General features: G+C 37.1%; 20 protein-coding genes. 6 read left to right on the top strand and 14 right to left on the bottom strand.

All coding sequences use genetic code 11. From position 1 onward, the window contains the following. Window positions 1-351: 351 nt before the first annotated feature. Both JM83_RS03240 and JM83_RS03235 read right to left on the bottom strand, forming a co-directional pair. Window positions 352-1,842, bottom strand: a complete 1,491-nt coding sequence (locus JM83_RS03240; protein WP_144959328.1) for a BCCT family transporter — start codon at window positions 1,840-1,842, stop codon at window positions 352-354. A 323-nt stretch (window positions 1,843-2,165) separates the two neighbouring features. Further along, entirely contained in the window at window positions 2,166-3,590 is a 1,425-nt protein-coding gene (locus JM83_RS03235; RefSeq protein ID WP_144959326.1) for an SDR family oxidoreductase, read from the bottom strand. A 71-nt stretch (window positions 3,591-3,661) separates the two neighbouring features. On the opposite strand from JM83_RS03235, the gene JM83_RS03230 reads away from it, so the two are divergent. Continuing rightward, entirely contained in the window at window positions 3,662-3,865 is a 204-nt protein-coding gene (locus JM83_RS03230) for a hypothetical protein (protein ID WP_144959324.1), read from the top strand. Between the two features lie 16 nt (window positions 3,866-3,881). On the opposite strand, the gene JM83_RS03225 is transcribed toward JM83_RS03230, so the two are convergent. Beyond that, window positions 3,882-4,310: a hypothetical protein gene (locus JM83_RS03225; protein ID WP_144963675.1), complete on the bottom strand. Its 429-nt coding sequence runs from the start codon at window positions 4,308-4,310 to the stop codon at window positions 3,882-3,884. A 115-nt stretch (window positions 4,311-4,425) separates the two neighbouring features. On the opposite strand from JM83_RS03225, the gene argS reads away from it, so the two are divergent. The 4 genes from argS (at window position 4,426) to JM83_RS03205 (ending at window position 9,348) form a co-directional block, all read left to right on the top strand. After that, a complete protein-coding gene (gene argS / locus JM83_RS03220) occupies window positions 4,426-6,207 on the top strand; it encodes an arginine--tRNA ligase (protein WP_144959322.1) in 1,782 nt (593 codons plus the stop codon). A gap of 470 nt (window positions 6,208-6,677) precedes the next feature. Then, the gene (ffh, locus tag JM83_RS03215; RefSeq protein ID WP_144959319.1) at window positions 6,678-8,006 is read left to right on the top strand and encodes a signal recognition particle protein; all 1,329 of its coding nucleotides are present in this window, start codon (window positions 6,678-6,680) and stop codon (window positions 8,004-8,006) included. A gap of 53 nt (window positions 8,007-8,059) precedes the next feature. After that, window positions 8,060-8,428 (top strand): four helix bundle protein, encoded by a 369-nt coding sequence (locus tag JM83_RS03210; RefSeq protein WP_144959317.1) that lies wholly within the window; start codon window positions 8,060-8,062, stop codon window positions 8,426-8,428. A 38-nt stretch (window positions 8,429-8,466) separates the two neighbouring features. Then, window positions 8,467-9,348, top strand: a complete 882-nt coding sequence (locus JM83_RS03205; protein WP_144959315.1) for a bifunctional 5,10-methylenetetrahydrofolate dehydrogenase/5,10-methenyltetrahydrofolate cyclohydrolase — start codon at window positions 8,467-8,469, stop codon at window positions 9,346-9,348. Window positions 9,349-9,551: 203 nt separating this feature from the next. Here JM83_RS03205 and JM83_RS03200 read toward each other — a convergent pair whose 3' ends face one another. From JM83_RS03200 to JM83_RS03155, 10 genes are all read right to left on the bottom strand, one after another. After that, window positions 9,552-9,959, bottom strand: a complete 408-nt coding sequence (locus JM83_RS03200; protein ID WP_144959313.1) for a YkvA family protein — start codon at window positions 9,957-9,959, stop codon at window positions 9,552-9,554. Window positions 9,960-9,968: 9 nt separating this feature from the next. Then, window positions 9,969-10,988, bottom strand: a complete 1,020-nt coding sequence (locus tag JM83_RS03195) for an AI-2E family transporter (RefSeq protein WP_144959311.1) — start codon at window positions 10,986-10,988, stop codon at window positions 9,969-9,971. Window positions 10,989-10,997: 9 nt separating this feature from the next. Continuing rightward, window positions 10,998-11,423 (bottom strand): VOC family protein, encoded by a 426-nt coding sequence (locus tag JM83_RS03190; protein ID WP_144959309.1) that lies wholly within the window; start codon window positions 11,421-11,423, stop codon window positions 10,998-11,000. Window positions 11,424-11,426: 3 nt separating this feature from the next. Continuing rightward, on the bottom strand, window positions 11,427-11,672 hold the full coding sequence (locus tag JM83_RS03185; protein WP_144959307.1) for a Rho termination factor N-terminal domain-containing protein: 246 nt from the start codon (window positions 11,670-11,672) through the stop codon (window positions 11,427-11,429). Between the two features lie 61 nt (window positions 11,673-11,733). Beyond that, window positions 11,734-12,585, bottom strand: a complete 852-nt coding sequence (gene rluF / locus JM83_RS03180; RefSeq protein ID WP_144959305.1) for a 23S rRNA pseudouridine(2604) synthase RluF — start codon at window positions 12,583-12,585, stop codon at window positions 11,734-11,736. Window positions 12,586-12,674: 89 nt separating this feature from the next. Then, entirely contained in the window at window positions 12,675-12,884 is a 210-nt protein-coding gene (locus tag JM83_RS03175; protein ID WP_144959303.1) for a hypothetical protein, read from the bottom strand. A 401-nt stretch (window positions 12,885-13,285) separates the two neighbouring features. Next, the gene (locus tag JM83_RS03170) at window positions 13,286-13,834 is read right to left on the bottom strand and encodes a hypothetical protein (protein ID WP_144959301.1); all 549 of its coding nucleotides are present in this window, start codon (window positions 13,832-13,834) and stop codon (window positions 13,286-13,288) included. A 16-nt stretch (window positions 13,835-13,850) separates the two neighbouring features. After that, on the bottom strand, window positions 13,851-15,377 hold the full coding sequence (locus JM83_RS03165; protein ID WP_144959299.1) for a helicase HerA-like domain-containing protein: 1,527 nt from the start codon (window positions 15,375-15,377) through the stop codon (window positions 13,851-13,853). Window positions 15,378-15,440: 63 nt separating this feature from the next. Continuing rightward, window positions 15,441-16,502: an LD-carboxypeptidase gene (locus JM83_RS03160; protein ID WP_144959297.1), complete on the bottom strand. Its 1,062-nt coding sequence runs from the start codon at window positions 16,500-16,502 to the stop codon at window positions 15,441-15,443. Window positions 16,503-16,733: 231 nt separating this feature from the next. Then, window positions 16,734-18,050 (bottom strand): D-alanyl-D-alanine carboxypeptidase/D-alanyl-D-alanine-endopeptidase, encoded by a 1,317-nt coding sequence (locus tag JM83_RS03155; RefSeq protein WP_261376323.1) that lies wholly within the window; start codon window positions 18,048-18,050, stop codon window positions 16,734-16,736. A gap of 385 nt (window positions 18,051-18,435) precedes the next feature. Between JM83_RS03155 and JM83_RS03150 the strand changes: the two genes are divergently transcribed. Next, the gene (locus tag JM83_RS03150) at window positions 18,436-19,068 is read left to right on the top strand and encodes a 7-carboxy-7-deazaguanine synthase QueE (RefSeq protein WP_144959295.1); all 633 of its coding nucleotides are present in this window, start codon (window positions 18,436-18,438) and stop codon (window positions 19,066-19,068) included. A gap of 64 nt (window positions 19,069-19,132) precedes the next feature. Here the strand turns inward: JM83_RS03150 and JM83_RS03145 are convergent, their stop codons facing one another. Beyond that, window positions 19,133-19,696, bottom strand: a complete 564-nt coding sequence (locus JM83_RS03145) for a DUF2911 domain-containing protein (protein WP_144959293.1) — start codon at window positions 19,694-19,696, stop codon at window positions 19,133-19,135. Between the last annotated feature and the right edge of the window lie 32 nt (window positions 19,697-19,728).

The following is a 19,728-nucleotide window of genomic DNA, read 5'->3' as shown; positions in this document are numbered from 1 at the left end:
CTTATTTTGCCATTTTTCGTCCTGCTGTCCCGAAACAGCTGGAGTTTCAGCATCCCTGTTAGACTGGAGTAGATCCTGAAAATAGTTATCATTGACGTATTTTAATTTTTTAATGTAATTATAGACCCTGAAACAAGTTCAGGGTGACGATACCGGTACTGAAATTGTCGTCATGCTGAACTCGTTTCAGCATCTCTTTAGATATCTAATAAATACGTCAATTTTCTACGCTAGATAATTTTTAGCGCAGGTCTCAGGGTGACGAGATTGTCAAGTGATTTGTGAAAAGCAACTTGGTGGTACATAATAAAAAGCAAGCTTAAGATTTAAAAGATTCCCAGGTTATTTTTTTTATACTTTTTTGAATAGGGTTCGTGATAGCAAGATCATTACAATTACCGTAAAGAACGCAAAGGGGAGGGAACCGATAATTAGGAATTTCTGCATGGCCGTTAGCACATTGGTGTCTGGTTTAATATTCCCCAAGACTATAATTGCTTCAGAAAATATTAGAATTAGAATAGCCCAGATTAACCTATATCTTCTTTTTGGATGTTCGCTCCCCTTTGATGTAAACATACTAAGTACATAAATGGCAGAATCTACTGACGTCACCAGAAAGCTGATAAGCAATATTACCGTTAAAATATTGGCGAAAATTGCCAATGGGTAATTGGAGAAGAACATAAAAAGGGATGTGAAAACATTTCCAAATTCATTTTGATAGGTTCCCCATTGTTCTATTAGGTTGAAAGCAGATGTCCCAAAAACGCTAAACCAAAGAAAAGTACCTAAAGAGGGAATAAGCAATACTCCTAGAATGATCTCCCTTATTGTTCGCCCTTTGGAAATCCGTGCGATGAATATTCCTGTAAATGGTGCCCAAGCGAGCCAAAATGCCCAGTAATAATAGGTCCAATCTGTTAAAAATTCTTTTCCCGGATCGTAATTTCCTAGCGCTAAACTTAAAGGAACAAAATCTACTATATAATGATAGGTTGCCAAAAGGAAGTTTTTTAGCATTAGTAATATATCGCCTTGCATAAATACAAAAAACAGCAAAAGCAAGGTGAGGTAAATATTCCAATTGGATAATCTCTTAATCCCTTTATCTATACCCACCCAAGCCGATAAAAACGCAATGAAACAAATTAAGAAGACAAGGAACAAGGTAAGTGATAAATTGCCACTGCCGAGATCTAACAAGTGACCAATCCCTCCTTCAATTTGCGTGGTTCCCAAGCCAATAGCGGCAACTAAACCAGCCACGGTTGTTAGGATTGTTAAAAGATCTATTCCGGAAGGCAGAAATTTAACTCGTTTAAAATAATGCAAACTCGTACCTAATCTTATATTCCTATTTTTCACGAATAGAGAATGGCCTACGAGAATTGCGAACATGGCATAAAAAGCCCACGCAGTAAAACCCCATTGGTAAAAAGTGTATTCTAAGGCAATAATTTCATTGGGTTGCCCTGTTTTAATAGGTGGATTAAGGAGCATATACACGGGTTCTTGTACCCCTCGCAATAAAATTCCAGCTCCCATTCCCGCACTATACAGCATCGCAATCCAGGACCACCTGTTAAATTCGGGTGGGGCATTCCCTAAACGCAATTTCCCAACTTTGGTAAATGCTAGGACTAACAAGAAAACGACACATATTAAGCCAAGCCATAGATAGAAACCACCAAACCATTCCCTTACCCATAAACTTCCATTTTCAATGAGCGCGTAGAATGTTTCGGTAAACAAGAAAATATAAACAGCGACAAAAAACAGTACAAAAGCAGCAACCGTTAGAAGCAAGTTTTTTCGGAAGTGTGATAAAAGTGATTTCAATATGACTTTTAATATTAATATTTATTTTATTATTCATCAATGATACTAAACACTTCGTCACCCTGAGACCTGTGATAAAAAAATTTATCTAGCGTAGGAAATTGACATGTTTTTATATAAGCTGATGGGATGCTGAAACAAGTTCAGCATGACGACAATCCCGCATCGTCACCCTGAACTTGTTTCAGGGTCTTGGATTCACAAATAAATAAAAATACGTCAATGGTAACTTGTTTCAGGGTCTCTTTCGATAAAATTAGATGCTGAAACTCCCGATGTTTTGGGACAGCATGACGAATACATGAGCTTTGCTTTAAAATCAATTAACCTTTAGCGATTTTATTCAACATTCCTTCAAAGATAAAATAATGAAATGGCAACATGGTATACCAGTAAATTCGTCCCCATAATCCCCTTGGTCTAAAGGTGGCAGTTTGATGTAGGATATCATTATCATCTATTTCAAATTCCAGCCAAGCTTCTCCAGGCACTTTCATTTCAGCAAATAACAGCAATCTTTTTTTCTCCTTATCGGCAAGCAACACCCTCCAAAAATCCAAGGAATCTCCGGAAGCTATTTCAGAAGAATGCGTTCTGCCACGCCTTAATCCCACACCGCCAAAAAGTTTGTCGAAATACCCACGAATTCTCCAAAGCCAATTTCCATAATACCAACCTGTGTTGCCGCCAATTGCCCAAATACGTTCCAATACTTCTTCTGGGTTTTTCACTTTTATAGACTGGGCGTCTTTCACACAACCAAATGTAGGCACTTGTATGTATTTATTGAGGTCTTTTCTAAACCTTCCACTGCTCATAGAATCTTTCCAACTGGAAACCACCTGATTTTGTTCTATTTTATAAAAAGCAAGTGCTATGGATTCTTTATAGGTTATAGGGTTTATTGCTAATAATTCCTGTAGTCGTTTGTCATTGGTGATTACTTCAACCTTCATGCTATCTACAAGGTTTTTCGCAAGCTTATAAGAGGTAGAGGTAACAAAATATAGCCAATAAGATGATAATTTAGGAGATAGAAAAGGGACATCGATTATTAAAATTTTCAAACCACGCACCTCCGCATATTGCTGCATCATTTGTTTATAGGAGATAATGTCTGGCCCACCAATATCGAAAGATTCATTATATGCCTTTTCTAAACCTAGTATCCCGGTCAAGAATTGAAGCACATCTCTTATGGCAATTGGTTGGCATTTTGTTTTTACCCAACTAGGAGTGACCATTATGGGAAGTTTTTCACAGAGATCACGTATAATTTCAAAAGATGAACTTCCCGAGCCTACTATAATGGCTGCCCTTAAAACAGTGATGTTGAAGTTTCCATGATATAAGATTTCTTCGACTTTTTTCCTGGATTCCAAATGTTTGGAGAGCTCTTCGGTATTTATAATCCCACTAAGATAAATAACTTGCTTAACGCTGGTGCTGGCCATGATCTCATTAAAAGTTGTCGCTGCCTGCGCTTCTTGGCTGTCGAAATCTGTGGTAGAAGCAGACATGGAATGAATAAGGTAATAGGCAATATCTATGTCCTTAATTTCCTCTGGAACTTGGGTAGGTTGTAAAAAGTCAATTTCTACCACTTCAATCTTATCCAAAAGCTCCTTTTTTTTGGAAAATCTTTTTTTATCCCTAACCGCACAAACCACTTCGTGGTCAAGTTCCAATAGTTGGGGCAATAATCTAAGTCCTATATACCCATTGGCACCCGTAAGTAAGATCTTCATTTCAATATTTAATTTGGTTATAATTTAGGAATTAATTGTTTACTTTCGGTTTAAACAAATATTAATATAAAATGAATAACACCCTTAAAATTGTTCTGTTAATTGTTGGAGTTGTATTGGTTGGTTATGGCTTATATACCCTTATCACCCCGGAAGTTGCTTTTGAGGCTGGTCCACTAAAAGTACAGGCACAAGGCGATAATACCCAGTCCTATGCCATGATTGGTTTAGGCATTTTGTCACTTATTGGCGGAATTGCGTTTAATAAGAGATAATTTTTTATTCGAAATGTTACCTGATGTCTTCTATCTGCGGAAGTGCAGTATCTGCTTTATAGCCTAATATCTTCATCATGAATTTATGGATAGCGGGACTGTCTGCTTTCACTTTTATAAAATACTGATCTTTATAAACAGAATATTCTTCAGCCTTTCCTTTGTAGAGGTTTAGTTTGTAATAAGGGATTACCAAGGCATAGGTTTCCAATAAAGCCCTGAACATTACCATAATGCCTTTAGGCCGTAATTCTATGTTGCAGATATTGGTATTGGAATCTAGGATCAATAAGTTGTGAATTTCTATACTGGTAGAAGTAATGAGCAATTTGGGGGAACCGGTGCCTTTTAGTTTTATCCGCTCTATAAGTGGGAATGGAGCTCCAACTTCTTTGTTGATTTTTTCCTTATTTTCTTGATTGTTATAGCTTATATTCAGGAGCATTCTTCGCTTTTTCATAAAGATAGGGATTTGCTCTCAAAGCACTATAGCTTGCAGGTATTTTCTGTTATCTTTACGGCTTGTATTTCAGCATAAAAAGACAATAAAATTATCCGGAATGAGTATTCAGAATAAAATTGAGCAAAAAGTTAAGGAAGCAGTTTCGCATCTGCATAAAGTAGATCTTGCACAAGTAGAATTTCAACCTACTCGCAAGGATTTTGAGGGAGATATCACACTGGTAACTTTCCCTATGCTCCGCCAAATTAAAACGAATCCCGTTCAGCTTGGAAATGCCATTGGGGAATATCTAATTGAAAATGTTGAAGAAATAGTGCGATTTAATGTGGTTCAAGGTTTTTTGAATATAGTGTTAAGCAATAAATTTTATTTAAATTCTTTTGAAACGATCTCGAAAAATGCAGATTTTGGAAGGGTTCGGGTAACTGAAGATTCCGACACCATTATGGTGGAATATTCTTCCCCTAATACCAATAAGCCATTGCATTTAGGACATATTCGAAACAATTTGTTGGGATTTTCTGTTGCTGAAATCTTAAAAGCGAGCGGTAAACAGGTTTATAAAACACAGATTATCAACGATCGCGGAATCCACATTTGTAAATCCATGTTGGCGTGGGAACGATGGGGAAATGGGGAGACACCAGATTCTACCGGACTAAAAGGTGATAAATTGGTAGGGAACTACTATGTGAAATTCGATAAGGAATATAAAAAGGAAATCGCTCAACTTATTGCTGAAGGTAAAACAGAGGATGAAGCAAATGTACAAGCCCCACTTTTAGTAGCTGCTCAAGAAATGTTGATAAAATGGGAAGCTGGAGATGAAGAGGTGAAAGCACTTTGGGAGAAAATGAACCAGTGGGTGTACGATGGTTTCGAGAAAACCTATGATACTCTTGGGGTAGATTTTGATAAGAATTATTACGAAAGCAACACCTATTTACTGGGAAAAGATGTTGTTGCAGAAGGCCTTGAAAAAGGGGTTTTCTTTAGAAAAGATGATGGAAGCGTTTGGATAGATCTTACTGAAGATGGCCTGGACGAAAAAATTGTACTTAGAAGTGATGGTACGGCAGTATATATGACCCAGGATATTGGAACCGCGATACAACGAGTAAAGGATTTTGATATCGACGGAATGGTGTATACGGTTGGGAACGAACAGGATTACCATTTTAAAGTCTTGTTTTTGATCTTGAGTAAATTAGGCTACGAATGGGCAAATAACTTATATCATTTAAGTTATGGAATGGTCGATCTTCCTTCAGGAAAAATGAAAAGTAGAGAGGGAACGGTTGTAGATGCCGATGATTTGATAGCACAAATGACCCAAACCGCTAAAGCTATTTCCGAAGAACTGGGAAAGCTAGGAGAATATTCTTCAGAAGAAAAAGAAGAACTTTATAAGATGATCGGGCTAGGTGCTTTAAAATATTATATTTTGAAAGTAGATCCTAGAAAACGGATCTTGTTCAACCCTGAAGAATCGGTGGATTTTCAGGGGAATACAGGGCCCTTTATTCAGTATACCTACGCAAGGATTCAGTCTATCTTAAGAAAAGCAAATCTTGAAAAGGATACATTAAACTTGCCAGAGGGTTACGAGTTGCATGAAAAGGAAAAGGAATTGATCAAACAATTACAATTGTATCCAGATACCATTCAGTTGGCCGCAGATAACCATAGTCCGGCCTTGATTGCGAATTACACCTACGATCTGGTGAAGGAATTCAATTCATTTTATCAGAATGTGACTATTTTAGGAACTTCAGATAAAGCCGAAAAGAATTTTAGGGTGCAACTTTCTAAAGCTGTGGGAGATACTATAAAGTCGGCATTTGGTTTGTTGGGAATTCAGGTGCCAGAGAGAATGTAGGTTTTCAATAAACAATAAACAGTAAACACTTTTCAGTTGGCAGTTTTCAGTGATAAACAAACAACAAACAACAAACAGTTATAGGTTAATAGTTATTGGTTATTTTCATCTAACATCTAACATCTAGCATCTAACATCTAGCATCTAGCATCTAGCATCTAGCATCTAGCATCTAACATCTAGCAACAAACAACAAACAACAAACAACAAACAACAAACAACAAACAACAAACAACAAACAACAAACAATTTACAATTTACAAATAACAAATAACAAATAACAAATAACCATTAACAAGGAACAGGTTTCAGGTGGCGATTACATATTACAAATAACAATAACCTATAGGAAAAAGAAGGTAGTGTCCAGGAAAGTATTTGTTTCCAAATAAAACTTTTCACTTCAGCATCAAATCATTAAATTTGCAATCCGCTGATAGGCGCAAGAATAATAAATTACACGAAGAATTATGTTTGATAATTTAAGCGATAAGTTAGATAATGCCTTGCACATCCTAAAGGGACATGGGCAGATTACAGAAGTAAACGTTGCCGAGACCTTAAAGGAAGTACGTAGGGCCTTGGTGGAAGCCGATGTTAACTATAAGATAGCGAAAGAATTTACGAGCACTGTAAAAGAAAAAGCTTTAGGTCAAGATGTATTAACTGCATTGAAGCCTGGGCAACTTATGGTGAAATTGGTCAAGGATGAACTTACCCAATTAATGGGAGGGGAAATGGAAGAAATAGATCTTTCCGGGAATCCTTCTGTGATCTTAATGTCTGGTCTACAAGGAAGTGGTAAAACTACTTTTTCCGGAAAACTGGCTAATTTCTTAAAAACAAAAAAGAACAAGAACCCACTTTTGGTTGCCTGTGATATATACCGTCCTGCGGCGATCAATCAGTTGCAAATTGTTGGAGAGCAAATAGGAGTTGAGGTTTTTAGCGATGTTGGGAACCAGGATCCTGTTGCTATTTCTAAAGCGGCCATTGCCCATGCCAAGCAAAACGGATTTAATGTGGTTATTATAGATACCGCCGGTCGTCTTGCTGTAGATGAGGCGATGATGACGGAAATCGCAAATATTCATGCTGCTGTAAAACCTGAAGAAACCTTATTTGTTGTGGATTCCATGACTGGTCAGGATGCGGTGAATACCGCAAAAGCCTTTAACGATAAATTGAATTTTGATGGGGTGATCCTTACGAAATTGGATGGTGATACCCGTGGTGGTGCGGCAATTTCGATTAAATCGGTGGTAAATAAACCAATCAAATTTATTGGTACAGGAGAGAAAATGGATGCCATAGATGTGTTCTATCCTTCCCGTATGGCCGATAGGATCTTGGGGATGGGAGATGTTGTTTCCTTGGTGGAAAGAGCGCAGGAGCAATATGATGAAGAAGAGGCCAGAAAACTTCAGAAAAAGATCGCCAAGAACCAATTTGGATTTGATGATTTCCTCAAGCAATTGCACCAGATCAAGAAAATGGGTTCTATGAAGGACTTAATGGGAATGATCCCGGGAGCAGGAAAAATGTTAAAGGATATCGATATTGATGATGATGCTTTTAAACATATAGAAGCCATTATATATTCCATGACCCCTGCGGAAAGAAGTACCCCAACGCTGATCAATTCGGTTAGAAAGAAAAGGATTGCCGGTGGATCCGGGACTTCGGTTCAGCAAGTAAACCAATTATTGAAGCAATTCAACCAAATGGGAAAAATGATGAAGATGATGCAAGGCGGCGGTGGCCAAAAAATGATGCAAATGATGAAGGGGATGAAATAGTTCAGTATGCAGTCTCTCAGTATGCAGTCTCAGTGTTCAATAAATATTAAAGTATGGATTTTAAATCTTTGAAGTCTTACCATATTGCTTTTGAACTGGCTATGGAAATTTTTGAAATTTCGAAAAGATTTCCAAAAGAGGAGACTTATAGTTTAACAGACCAGATTAGAAGAAGTTCCCGATCGGTTTGTTTTAATATAGCTGAAGCATACAGGAAGAGAAGTTACCCCAATCACTTCAGAAGTAAATTAAGGGATAGTGATTCTGAGAATCCAGAAACACAAAGTTGGTGGCACTTTGCCAATGAGTGTGGATATATTAGAAAGTTGGAATTTGAAGATTTCAATACAAAAAGTGAAGAAGTAGGGAAACTTCTAAATTTTATGATTAATAATCCTGGTAAATTTGGAGTTAAGGCATAATAACTGCCAACTCCAACTGCCAACTGAATACTAAAAACATGACTATTCTCGACGGTAAAAAAGTAAGTAACGAAATTAAGGATGAAATTGCTGCGGAAGTTCAGCAAATGAAGAATCTAGGGGAAAAAGTGCCACATTTGGCAGCTATTATTGTTGGGAATGACGGTGCGAGCTTAACATACGTGAATAGTAAAGTGAAAGCTTGTGAGCGTGTAGGTTTTGAATCGACATTGGTTAAACTATCCAGTACCATTAGTGAGACCGAACTTTTAAAAAAGATAAAGGAACTAAATGAAAATCCAGATATCGATGGGTTTATCGTCCAACTACCACTTCCAGAACAAATAGATACTCAAAAAGTATTGCTTACCGTGAATCCAGATAAAGATGTAGATGGTTTTCATCCCACCAATTTTGGAAAAATGGCCTTGGATATGAGTAGTTTTATCCCTGCCACCCCATATGGGATCTTAGAATTGTTGGAACGATATAAAGTAGAGACAAAAGGAAAACACACGGTTGTAATTGGCCGTAGCCATATTGTGGGCAGGCCTATGAGTATCTTAATGGGCAGAAAAGGGTTTCCGGGGAATTCTACCGTTACAGTTACCCATAGTTACACTAAGAATATCACCCAAATCACTTCTCAAGCAGATATTATTATTACCGCTTTGGGAAATCCTGGATTTTTAAAAGCAGAGATGGTAAAAGATGATGCCGTTGTTATAGATGTGGGCATCACCAGGGTGCCGGATGAAGATGCTCCCAGAGGATACAGAATTACTGGGGATGTGGATTTCGAAAATGTAAGTAAAAAGGCTTCATTTATAACGCCTGTGCCAGGTGGGGTTGGACCAATGACGATTGCCATGTTGCTTAAGAACACTTTATTGGCAAGGGAAAATCATAGATTGCGCTAGAACATTTTGGATGTAATTAACAAGAAGGTTGTCCCTAAGTTGGATTTTCGTCAAGCTGAACTTGTTTCAGCTTCTCAAAAAGCTATAGCTAATAATTTAATATTTTAGATCCTCAAATAATTTCAGGATTACTAAATTTTAACTTCAAAAAAAAAGGAGTTGTCTTTTTAATGACAGCTCCTTTTTTTGTAAAATACTGTTCTCTATGCATCAGATTCTAACTTCCAATCCAAATAATTGTGAAGATCTGTTTCGATAAACCGCAAACCAAACGAAAGAACTGCTAGATCATCTATATATCCTAACCCAGGAATAAAATCTGGAATGATATCCAAAGGGTTCAGTACGTATAAGAACCCGAAAGCGATGGAGGCAATGGTAAACCATGGCACATTTGTATAAATGCCTTTTCGGTAATCCTTGAGCATTCCAAACATCACTTTAGCCAATTCTGTGTATTTCTCTAACATATTAGTGCTAGCGATTTTTTTGGAGATATCTTCTTCTTTATTCATTACCACTTCCACATCCTCTTCTTTGATCTTGGTAATTTCCCCACTCATGTACTCTTCTTCTATTTCTTGCTTTTTTTTGCTGAATATATTTTTCATAATTAGTTTTTATAAATTGTCATTAATATTGCCGTATTCTGTTTTGTATATTTTTAATATAAGTAAAAATAAGGAGATAAGTAAAGGCCCAAAAATTAGTCCTATAAACCCGAAAAGTGGAACTCCTACTACTACTCCAAATAGAGTGATTAAAGGGTGGACACTGGCTAATTTTTCGAGTATATATAATCGTACGAGATTATCTGTAGAGCCAACTACAACCACTCCGTAAATTAAAATTGCAATTGCCTGCCATTCCATATCTTGGGAAAATAATAGGATGGTAACCGGGATAATTCCTAGGGCAGTGCCTACAAATGGAATCATGGACCCTACGGCGGTTATTACAAACCAAAATAGCGGATCGGGGACTCCGAAGATCAGAAAACCAATCAATGCGATAACTCCTTGTATTAATGCCACCAATGGGATTCCTAAAGCGTTGGACCGGACAGAAAGATCGCTTTCTTTCCCAATTAGCAGGATGTTATCTGATGCCAAAGGAATATAGGACCTCAGTAATCCGTTTAATTTCACTCTCGACGTAAGCATATAATATAACATAAAATACATAATTCCTATAGCAATAAATGCATTGAATGTACCTCCTGCAAAACTTTGCAGATTTGTAGACACCCAACTAGTGATAGAATTACTATCTATATTACTACTAAAATCGTAGCCTAAAACTTCTTCATATTTGTTTACCTGCTCCTTAACAGCAATGATCACTTTTTCTGAATTTGAAACCGCTTTTCCTATTTTAGAGGTAAGCATGATCACAATAAGCGTAACCGGAATTAAAATTCCAATAAACGATGCTAGCATAAGAACTCCTGCAGCAATCGATTTTCTCCAGCCTCTATTCACCAATTTTATCATCCACTGTCGCATAAGTACATATAACGTAATTGCACCTAGAATCCCCGAGAGATACGGAATGATTTCCTTGAATATTAAGATCCCCAAGAAAAGGATAAGAAGCAAAACAAAAATTTGTCTTACCAAAATGGGGCTTAATTTTTTCATAAAAGATTTTTATTTGGCAAAAAGCTGGTCTATATTTTTGAAAGCCTTAAACTCCAGTGCATTTCCTGAAGGATCCTTAAAAAACATAGTTGCTTGCTCCCCTGTTTTTCCTTCGAACCGGATATAGGGCTCAATAACAAATTCAATATTATTGCTTTTTAGCTTTTCGGAAAATCCTTGAAAAACCTCCCATTCCAGAACAACCCCAAAATGAGGAATTGGCACCTCTTTTCCATCAACCGGATTGGCTTTTCCTATCGATTTGGGTTGCGGCTCTTGTACATGGAGCACCAATTGATGTCCGAAAAAGTTGAAATCTACCCAATGATCACTACTTCTGCCTTCTTTACAACCCAAGAAGTCCCTATAAAAAACCCTGTTTTCTTCTAGATTGGTAACAGGAATTGCTAAATGAAAAGGTTGGATTTTCCCCATATTTTAATTGTTTCTCAATGCGTTAATTAATTCAGATTTGGACATTTTGGATCTACCGGAAATTCCAACTTTTTTAGCCTGACTATATAATTCTGCCTTTGTGCGTTCTTCATAGTCTTTGGCCTTTCCGCCTTTTACACCAGAATCTGGGGTATTGGCAATTCTAGCAGACTTCTCCTTGCTATATCCTTTTTCCAACAAAGCTTCATATTGAGCTTCATTTTTTATTCGACTGTTTGAAGTTCCCATTTTTCCTTTAAAAATAGAAAGTTCTGTTTAAACAATCAGCTTTAGCACCGCTAATTATGTGTTAAGATTTATATCTTCGGGATTTTGAGCTACCTGAAAATTTTGGGGCTTCTTTAGGTTTAGTGCCCTTGGAATGAAATTTCCCTGCCTTCTCTTCGTCGTATTTCGGATTCCTTTTTTTGGGTTCAGGTGCTTTATATGTCTTTATGGAATTGGCTACCATTTCATTAATGGTGTTCAATTCTTCTGCAGTAATGTCCCTCCATTCTCCAACCGGTATATCTAGTAAAACATTCATGATCCTGATGCGCTTTAGGCTGGTAACTTCATAATCCAATGCTTCACACATCCTTCGTATTTGCCTATTTAGTCCTTGGGTAAGAACAATCCTAAAATCGTAATTTCCCAAGCGTTCTACTTCACATTTTTTGGTAACTGTGTCTAGAATGGAAATTCCCATTCCCATCCTATCTATAAAAGTAGAAGAGATAGGTTTGTTTACGGTAACAACATATTCCTTTTCATGATTATTACTGGCACGTAATATTTTATTAACGATATCCCCGTCATTGGTGAGGAAGATGAGGCCTTCACTGGCTTTATCCAATCTTCCAATGGGAAAAATTCTTTTTGGATAGTTTATAAAGTCAATGATATTGTCTTTTTCTACTCCAGCATCGGTGGTGCACACAATACCTACAGGTTTGTTAAAAGCAATATAAACCGGTTTTTCATCTTGATTGACAATGGTTTTACCGTTTACACGAACAATATCGCCGGTAGTAATTTTGGTTCCCATTTCGGGAACTTCACCATTTACTGTAACTCTTCCCTGATCTATTAATTTATCGGCTTCTCTTCTGGAGCAATACCCAGCTTCACTTAAGTATTTATTGATTCGGGTAAGTTGCATATTAAAAATGAATTAGGGTAGCAAAGATAAAGATTCAGCAATTATTAAGTTGCTCAATTCTGTTTTAATCTTTGCTACCCTAAAATTATTTATTCTGCTTTTTTGTTTTCTACAGCCACTTCATCTGTATCCTTACGATATTTCAACATAGAGATACCAGCAATAAAAAATACAAATCCCAGAATTGCTAATGCCCACGGATTCATCATTAAAGCAACGCTTCCAAAAACCCCTAAAACCCCCATTATTAGGGCAATGGCGCCTCCAATTAACATAATTACAGCTATAATCTTGATCATAATAATAAGTATTGGTTAAGAAGTAAAGGTACTTAAAGAATTGAAAAATGAGGGGTTATTAACATTTTCTAAAGATTTTAAGCTTAAACACTTGTTAATTTCACCTAATAATTTGCTTGCGTCATGCTGAACTCGTTTCAGCATCTCTCTGTAAGTACTGAAGAGGCCCCGAAGCGAGTTACCATTGATGTATTTTTATTTATTTGTGGATCCAAGACCCTGAAAGCAGTTCAGGGTGACGATGCGGAATTGTCGTCATGCTGAACTCGTTTCAGCATCTCTTTGTAAGTACTGAAGAGGCCCCAAAGCGAGTTTGGGGGGACGAATTGCCTATATGAAACTACAAACAGATAATCGATATGATTTGTGATTAAAATATTGTGGTTTTAAAGAAATAACGCTTACCAACTAACCATAAAATACTTGATTTTGGCATCGTCTGGTATTTGTGATGCGGTGATTCTGGAATCTGTATCGTAGCGAAGGCTGGCCGGAAGATCCTTTTTATCTATAGTGAGGTATAGATTTAGTTCATCTATAAAAACCACGGCAGAACTCAAGGTGTTCTCAATTCTTGAGATCTCATAATTTTTAACTACCTCTCCAAAAGTGCTTGCACTGCTAAGCCCTTTAGCAGTTTGAAATCTAGGATCCATGATCTGAATATACCCCACAGTGCTGGTGGAATCAAATTGCTGAATCGGCTCTAAAATCAATAGGGACTTGCCATCTTTATCGAATATTTCTATTTCGCTTGTGGAATTGAAAAACTGATTTCCAGAATTTTTTCTAACAATGGAATCTTCGCTGAAAACAGAATCCAATTGATTGATCTTAATTTCTTTGGTAAGCGATCCAACCCTAGTGGTATCTATTAGAAATGGGTCGGAATCGCGACCGCATGATATTAAAATTATGGTGAGGAATGCTAATAAACTTAATCTTCTCATATTGTACTCTTGTATTCTATTTAAATGCTTTGTTCAAAATGCTCATAACCCCTCTAATAAAAGTAGCACTGGTTAAAACTTTTATTACTGCACTCTGGGTTTTTTTGGATTTTTTTGATGTTCTTGAACTTGTTCGAGAAACTTTCTCGCGGTCTTCTTTTGCCTTTTCCCTTGCTTCTTCTTGATCGGCTTGAGCAATCTTTTTATTCAATAATTCATAAGCACTCTCCCGATCGATCTCTTTATTATATTTAGAAATCAGCTTAGAAGAACCTATCAAATCTTTTAATTCTCCTGAAGTTAAAACGTCCATCCTGCTCATGGGAGCTCTCATCATGGTAGCCGCCAAAGGAGAAGGCCTTCCTTTTTCGTCTAAAGATGAAATAAATGCTTCCCCAATACCTAACGAGGTTAAAACTTCTTTGGTATCGTAGTATTCAGAAATAGGATAATTTTCAGCAGTTAATTTGATCGCTTTTCTATCGTTTGCGGTAAAAGCACGTAAGGAATGCTGAATCTTTAAACCTAACTGACTTAATATTTCCTTTGGGACATCGGTTGGGTTTTGGGTCACAAAATAAATCCCGACTCCTTTAGATCGAATCAATTTTATGATACTTTCAATTTGATCCAACAAAGCATCGGAAGCTTCCTTGAAAATTAAATGTGCTTCATCTATAAACATAATCAACTCTGGTCTGTCACTGTCTCCTTTTTCAGGTAATGTTGAATATATTTCTGCAAGTAAACTCAGCATAAATGTAGAGAACAATTTGGGCTTATCCTGAATGTCATCCAACCTGATGATATTTATCATCCCACGACCGTCGAGGTTCGTTCTCATGAGGTCTTCCACTTCAAAAGATGGCTCCCCGAAAAAGAGATCGGCATCCTGCTGTTCTAAAGCAACGATCTTTCTTAAAATAGATCCGGTCGAAGATTTGGACATTCTGCCATAATCTTTTTCGAATTCCTCTTTTCCATCATCTGTTGCATAATGAATGATCTTTTTAAGGTCTTTTAGGTCCAGAAGAGGTAATTGATTGTCGTCGCAATATTTAAAAACAATAGCTAAAATCCCCGTTTGCGTATCTGTAAGATCTAATATTCTCGATAAAAGTATAGGACCAAATTCACTAACGGTCGCTTTTAACCTCACCCCTGGTTGTTCAGAAAGGCTTAATATTTCTACAGGAGAAGCTTGAGGTGTGAACTCGAAATTTAAAAGTTGATGGCGGGCATCAATTTTTTTATGTCCAGGAGATGGCATTGCAATTCCACTAAGATCTCCTTTTATATCCATCATCAAGACTGGAACCCCTTTTTCTGAAAGGTTTTCTGCAATAATCTGTAAGGTTTTTGTTTTGCCTGTTCCTGTAGCCCCGGCAATAAGTCCATGCCGATTCATGGTTTTTAAAGGGATTTTAATCTGGGCTTCCGGAATGGTTTTTCCATCCAACATGGCAGCGCCCATGTATATAAAATCTCCTTTTGGAGCGTACCCCTGCTGAATGTGTTCTATAAACTTTTTTGGATCTTTCATGCCTCTAAGTTATTGTAAAATTAAACAGTCTCCCTGCTTAATGAAATTTATGGTATTTAGTTTTTAAGATACAGCAGCAGATAGCATCGTTATTGTGCCCTTATCTGCATCGATGGCAGCATTTATTCCATTTGGGATCGTGGAATTGTCATCTACATGACCAAACATGGCTCCAGAATACGCTGGAATTTCCAGTGGTTTAATATAATGGTCTATTACCTCTTCTAAAGTTAAGGAGCCATATCCGCTGCCTCCAGGATCACAATCGGTGCATTTTCCGAAGACAAATCCTGAGATCTTATCTAAAACTCCGGCTAATTTAAGTTGAGACATCATCCTGTCTATCGCATAAATCTTTTCGCCAACTTCTTCTAGGTATAAAATTTTATTCTCCCAATTTGGTAAGTAATCAGATCCCATAATCCCGGTGAGTACTGAAAGGTTTCCGCCGAGTAAAACACCTTCAGCTTTCCCAGGGGTAATTGTTCGAATTCGGTTTTTGATTTGCACCAGGTTATCCCCGGTTTCTTTTGTGTTTTCAAATGTAAAGGCATTTTTATTGAAAAGGATTTCTTTGAATATTGTGTAACTGAAGTTGTTCCAAGTGGAAATTGCCATTGGCCCGTGAAAAGTGACCAATCCGGTTTTAGCGTAGATTGCCATATGAATTGCCGTAATATCACTATACCCGATAAATATTTTCGGGTTTTTCTTTATAGCATCATAATCGATTTTGTCTAGGATTCGCGCCGCACCAGATCCTCCTCGCAGGGCTATAATCGCATCTACTTCTGGGTCTTTAAACATGTTGTTGAAGTCTTCGGCCCGATCCTCATCGGTGCCTGCCAGATGTCCGTAATGTGAGTTGATGTGTTTCCCGAGTTTCACTTTTAAGTCCATGGCTTGAAACGTCTCTACCGCTATTTCGTAGGGTTCCGATTCAAATTTATTGGAAGCAGGACTTATGATCCCGATAGTGTCTCCTTCAGAAAGATGTTTTGGGATTAGTTCTTTTAGCGTGGTTGGATTTAATTCTGAAGAAAAAGCCACAGGAGCAATAAATGAAGATAATCCTACTGCTAAACTGCCCGTCCCTATATTCCTTAAAAAATTTCTTCTCTCCATTATTGTGCTAAATATAATTCTGCTCTAAAATAAATAATTATTAGTTGGTTCCCCTAGAATTATGTGGTTAATAAGAATTTATTAATGTATATCCGTTTTTTGTCCTAATAGTTCTTTCGTTACCCTGAATTTATTTCAGGGTCTCAATATTGAATTGATTTACATTGAAATGAGATTCTGGTACTCCCGAACGGTCGGGACAGAATGACGCCTTTTTCAATTTAGGATACTTTACGGATAAACAATATTTCTTATTTCCAAAAGTATTTTTTCCATTTCTTTTTTTATTTCTGAAGAAGGAACCACGTAGTTGTTGTTCATAAAACTGAAGATCATCAACTTGCCAGATTTGGTCTTTAAATAACCGCTTAAAGAGTAATTGTTTCGAAGAGAACCCGATTTTGCATAGATATAGGGTTCCTCCAGTGCATCCCAATTTTTCAGGGTTCCCGTTTTCCCATTAACGGGAAGGAGCCTAAAAAGTTTCACTTTTGGCACTTCTTCTAAGATCCTTTCAAGAATATTTACCAAGCTGTGCGGAGTAATTAAATTATATCGTGATAACCCAGAGCCATCCACCCATTTGATTTCGTCTGTTAAGTCTTTGAAATAAGTAGATTGTAGATATTCTATTATTGATTTTGTGTTTAAATTATCGTTTATCTTTTCAGAAATAAGCAAAAGCAATTGTTCTGCTATAAAATTGTCACTTTCTACGAGCATTTCTTTATAAAGGCTGTCTGCTGCAACAGAGTATATGGTTTGGATGTTTCTATTTTGAAGCCTCGACTGTTTAGATGTAAGTGTAACGCGTTTTTTTAAGGTGTCGCTCAATAATTTTACCGTCAATTCAGGGGAAGTTTTAAAAGGAATATTGAATTCAATTTCCTCTTCATTTGAAAAATGATATCTAAAAGTGTTGGCATCCACATCCCTTCGAATAGTGTTGGAGAGTTCTTGATCCTTGACCAAGGAGTCAGAAAAATAAGAAGGGAAACTTACCGGCAGCGTATCCTTAGAATTCCATTTAAAGTTGACGAGGTTTCCATAAACAGGAAATTGTGATCGCTCGGCAGAATAGGCGTCATTATAATCATCCCAAGCCCAACCAGATCCAAGTGGGGGATTAGTAGTTGCTGAAGTTGCGAAATATAGCTCTTTAGAAGTGCTCTTCAAAAAGTCGAAAACCTTGGAATTTGAAAACTTAGGATTTAAAAAACTGGGATCTCCCGTGCTCCAAAAAACCAACGAATCTTCGGTTGAATAATATCTGATTCCAGGGATAGAATCTCCTAAAACCTTTAAACCTGCGTAAAATGTGAACAGTTTTATATTGGAGGCAGGAGTGAAATATTTATTGGAGTTCTGTTCTATGATAAATTTCCTTTTTTCTAGATCGTATAAAGAGAAGCCTGTAAAACTTTGATCGAAGACTTCAGAAGTTAAATGTTGGGAGAGCTCTTTCCTTAATTTACGGGTGCTGGAACAAGAAGCCAACAGCAAGATTATTAGGAATAGGGATAAGGAATGTAGAATTTTTGATCTCACTAAAATGATTTTAGATTTTATTATGGGTAATCCAATATTAAAAAAAACAAAGAAACCTAGTCCTTGGGAATAAGCTCAGGAAACCTACAGATTACTAACTAATTTTAAAATTATGACAAGCTCGATGTTATAAACCCCCAATGAGGGTTTAAATTATGACATTTCTTTTTAACCACACCTTGATGACAGGGAATCTTTATTGATTATTTCTGGTTTTTGTTCATCAATTAGTTACAGTCAAGTCTTTGTTCTTATCTCTAGCAGCAAAGCGGTCTTTGGTTTTTCATGGGACGCCACCTCTAGAAATTTAAAATCTAAAATATGTTGAAATTCAATCCATAACGATGCTATGTTAGGTCTTAAAGAATAGTTATCTTTGCAGGCTATGATTACAGAAGATACAAAAGTGCTGGTGGACAAGGGAATTATGCTTCCATTAATGGAAGAATTTTATACCATACAAGGGGAAGGATTCTATAAAGGAACGGCTGCTTATTTTATTAGAATAGGGGGTTGCGATGTTGGTTGCCACTGGTGTGACGTTAAAGAAAGTTGGGATGCGTCTCTACATCCTCCAACTCATATTGGGAAAATTGTGGAAAATGCCGTTTCCCATAGTGATACTGTTGTGATCACCGGGGGAGAACCTTTAACATGGGACATGACCATTCTTACTGAGGCATTAAAAGCCAAAGGCTGCAAGGTCCATATAGAAACTTCCGGGGCTTATAAACTAACAGGAATATGGGATTGGATATGTTTATCTCCTAAAAAAATAAAACTGCCTACAGAAGAGATCTATAAGGTTGCCAATGAATTAAAAGTAATCGTTTACAATCAGCATGATTTAAAATTTGCTGAAGAACAAGCTGCAAAGGTTAATAAGGGTTGTATTCTATATCTCCAGCCAGAATGGAGCAAGCGCGATGCTGTGATCCCGATGATCGTAGATTATGTAATGAAAAACCCTAAATGGAAAGTATCCTTGCAAACCCATAAATATTTGAATATCCCGTAATAAAAACGGCTTCAATTATCGATAATTGAAGCCGTTTTAGATCTTACTTGTTATTTTTAAAAACTTATTGAACCGCTTTAAAGGGCACTTCTACGTATTTATTGTCCCAACCCATTAAAAGATCGGCGCCATCAGTTTTGGTTACGAATGCCATAGAGAAAGATTCAATGGTTGAAGGCGCGTTGCGCACAGGAACCTTAATTCTTACTCTATCTTCTTGGTCGCTATATTCATAAGCTCCCCAAGTGTTTGTTCTATTGTTTAGTATCACTGTCCATTCTTTTTCTCCAGGAATTGTGTACACAGTATAAGTTCCTGCTTCTACAACTACATCGGCTACTTTCATGTCTTTGTACAAGGTAAGCTCTGTGGCTTCATTGGCACCAGTCCTCCAAACTTGGTCATAAGGCACCAGATTGCCAAAAATCTCTCTGTCCCTTTTTTGAGGCCTACTATAAATAACCCTGGCCAAAACTTCCTCATCTTGGTTTTTATAAATAACCAGATCCATTGGGCTTGCGTCCACTTTTGAGAAACTTGGTGCAGCCTTGGATTTTTCTTGGGCATTCACAGGATTGCTTTGAAGCGCAAAGATTGCTATTACTGCTAATAAGAATATTCTTTTCATAATATTTGAAATTAATTTAAAGAGATAAAGGT

Source organism: Gillisia sp. Hel_I_86 (assembly GCF_007827275.1).
GTDB lineage: Bacteria > Bacteroidota > Bacteroidia > Flavobacteriales > Flavobacteriaceae > Gillisia.
This window is presented reverse-complemented; position numbering and strand designations above follow the sequence as displayed.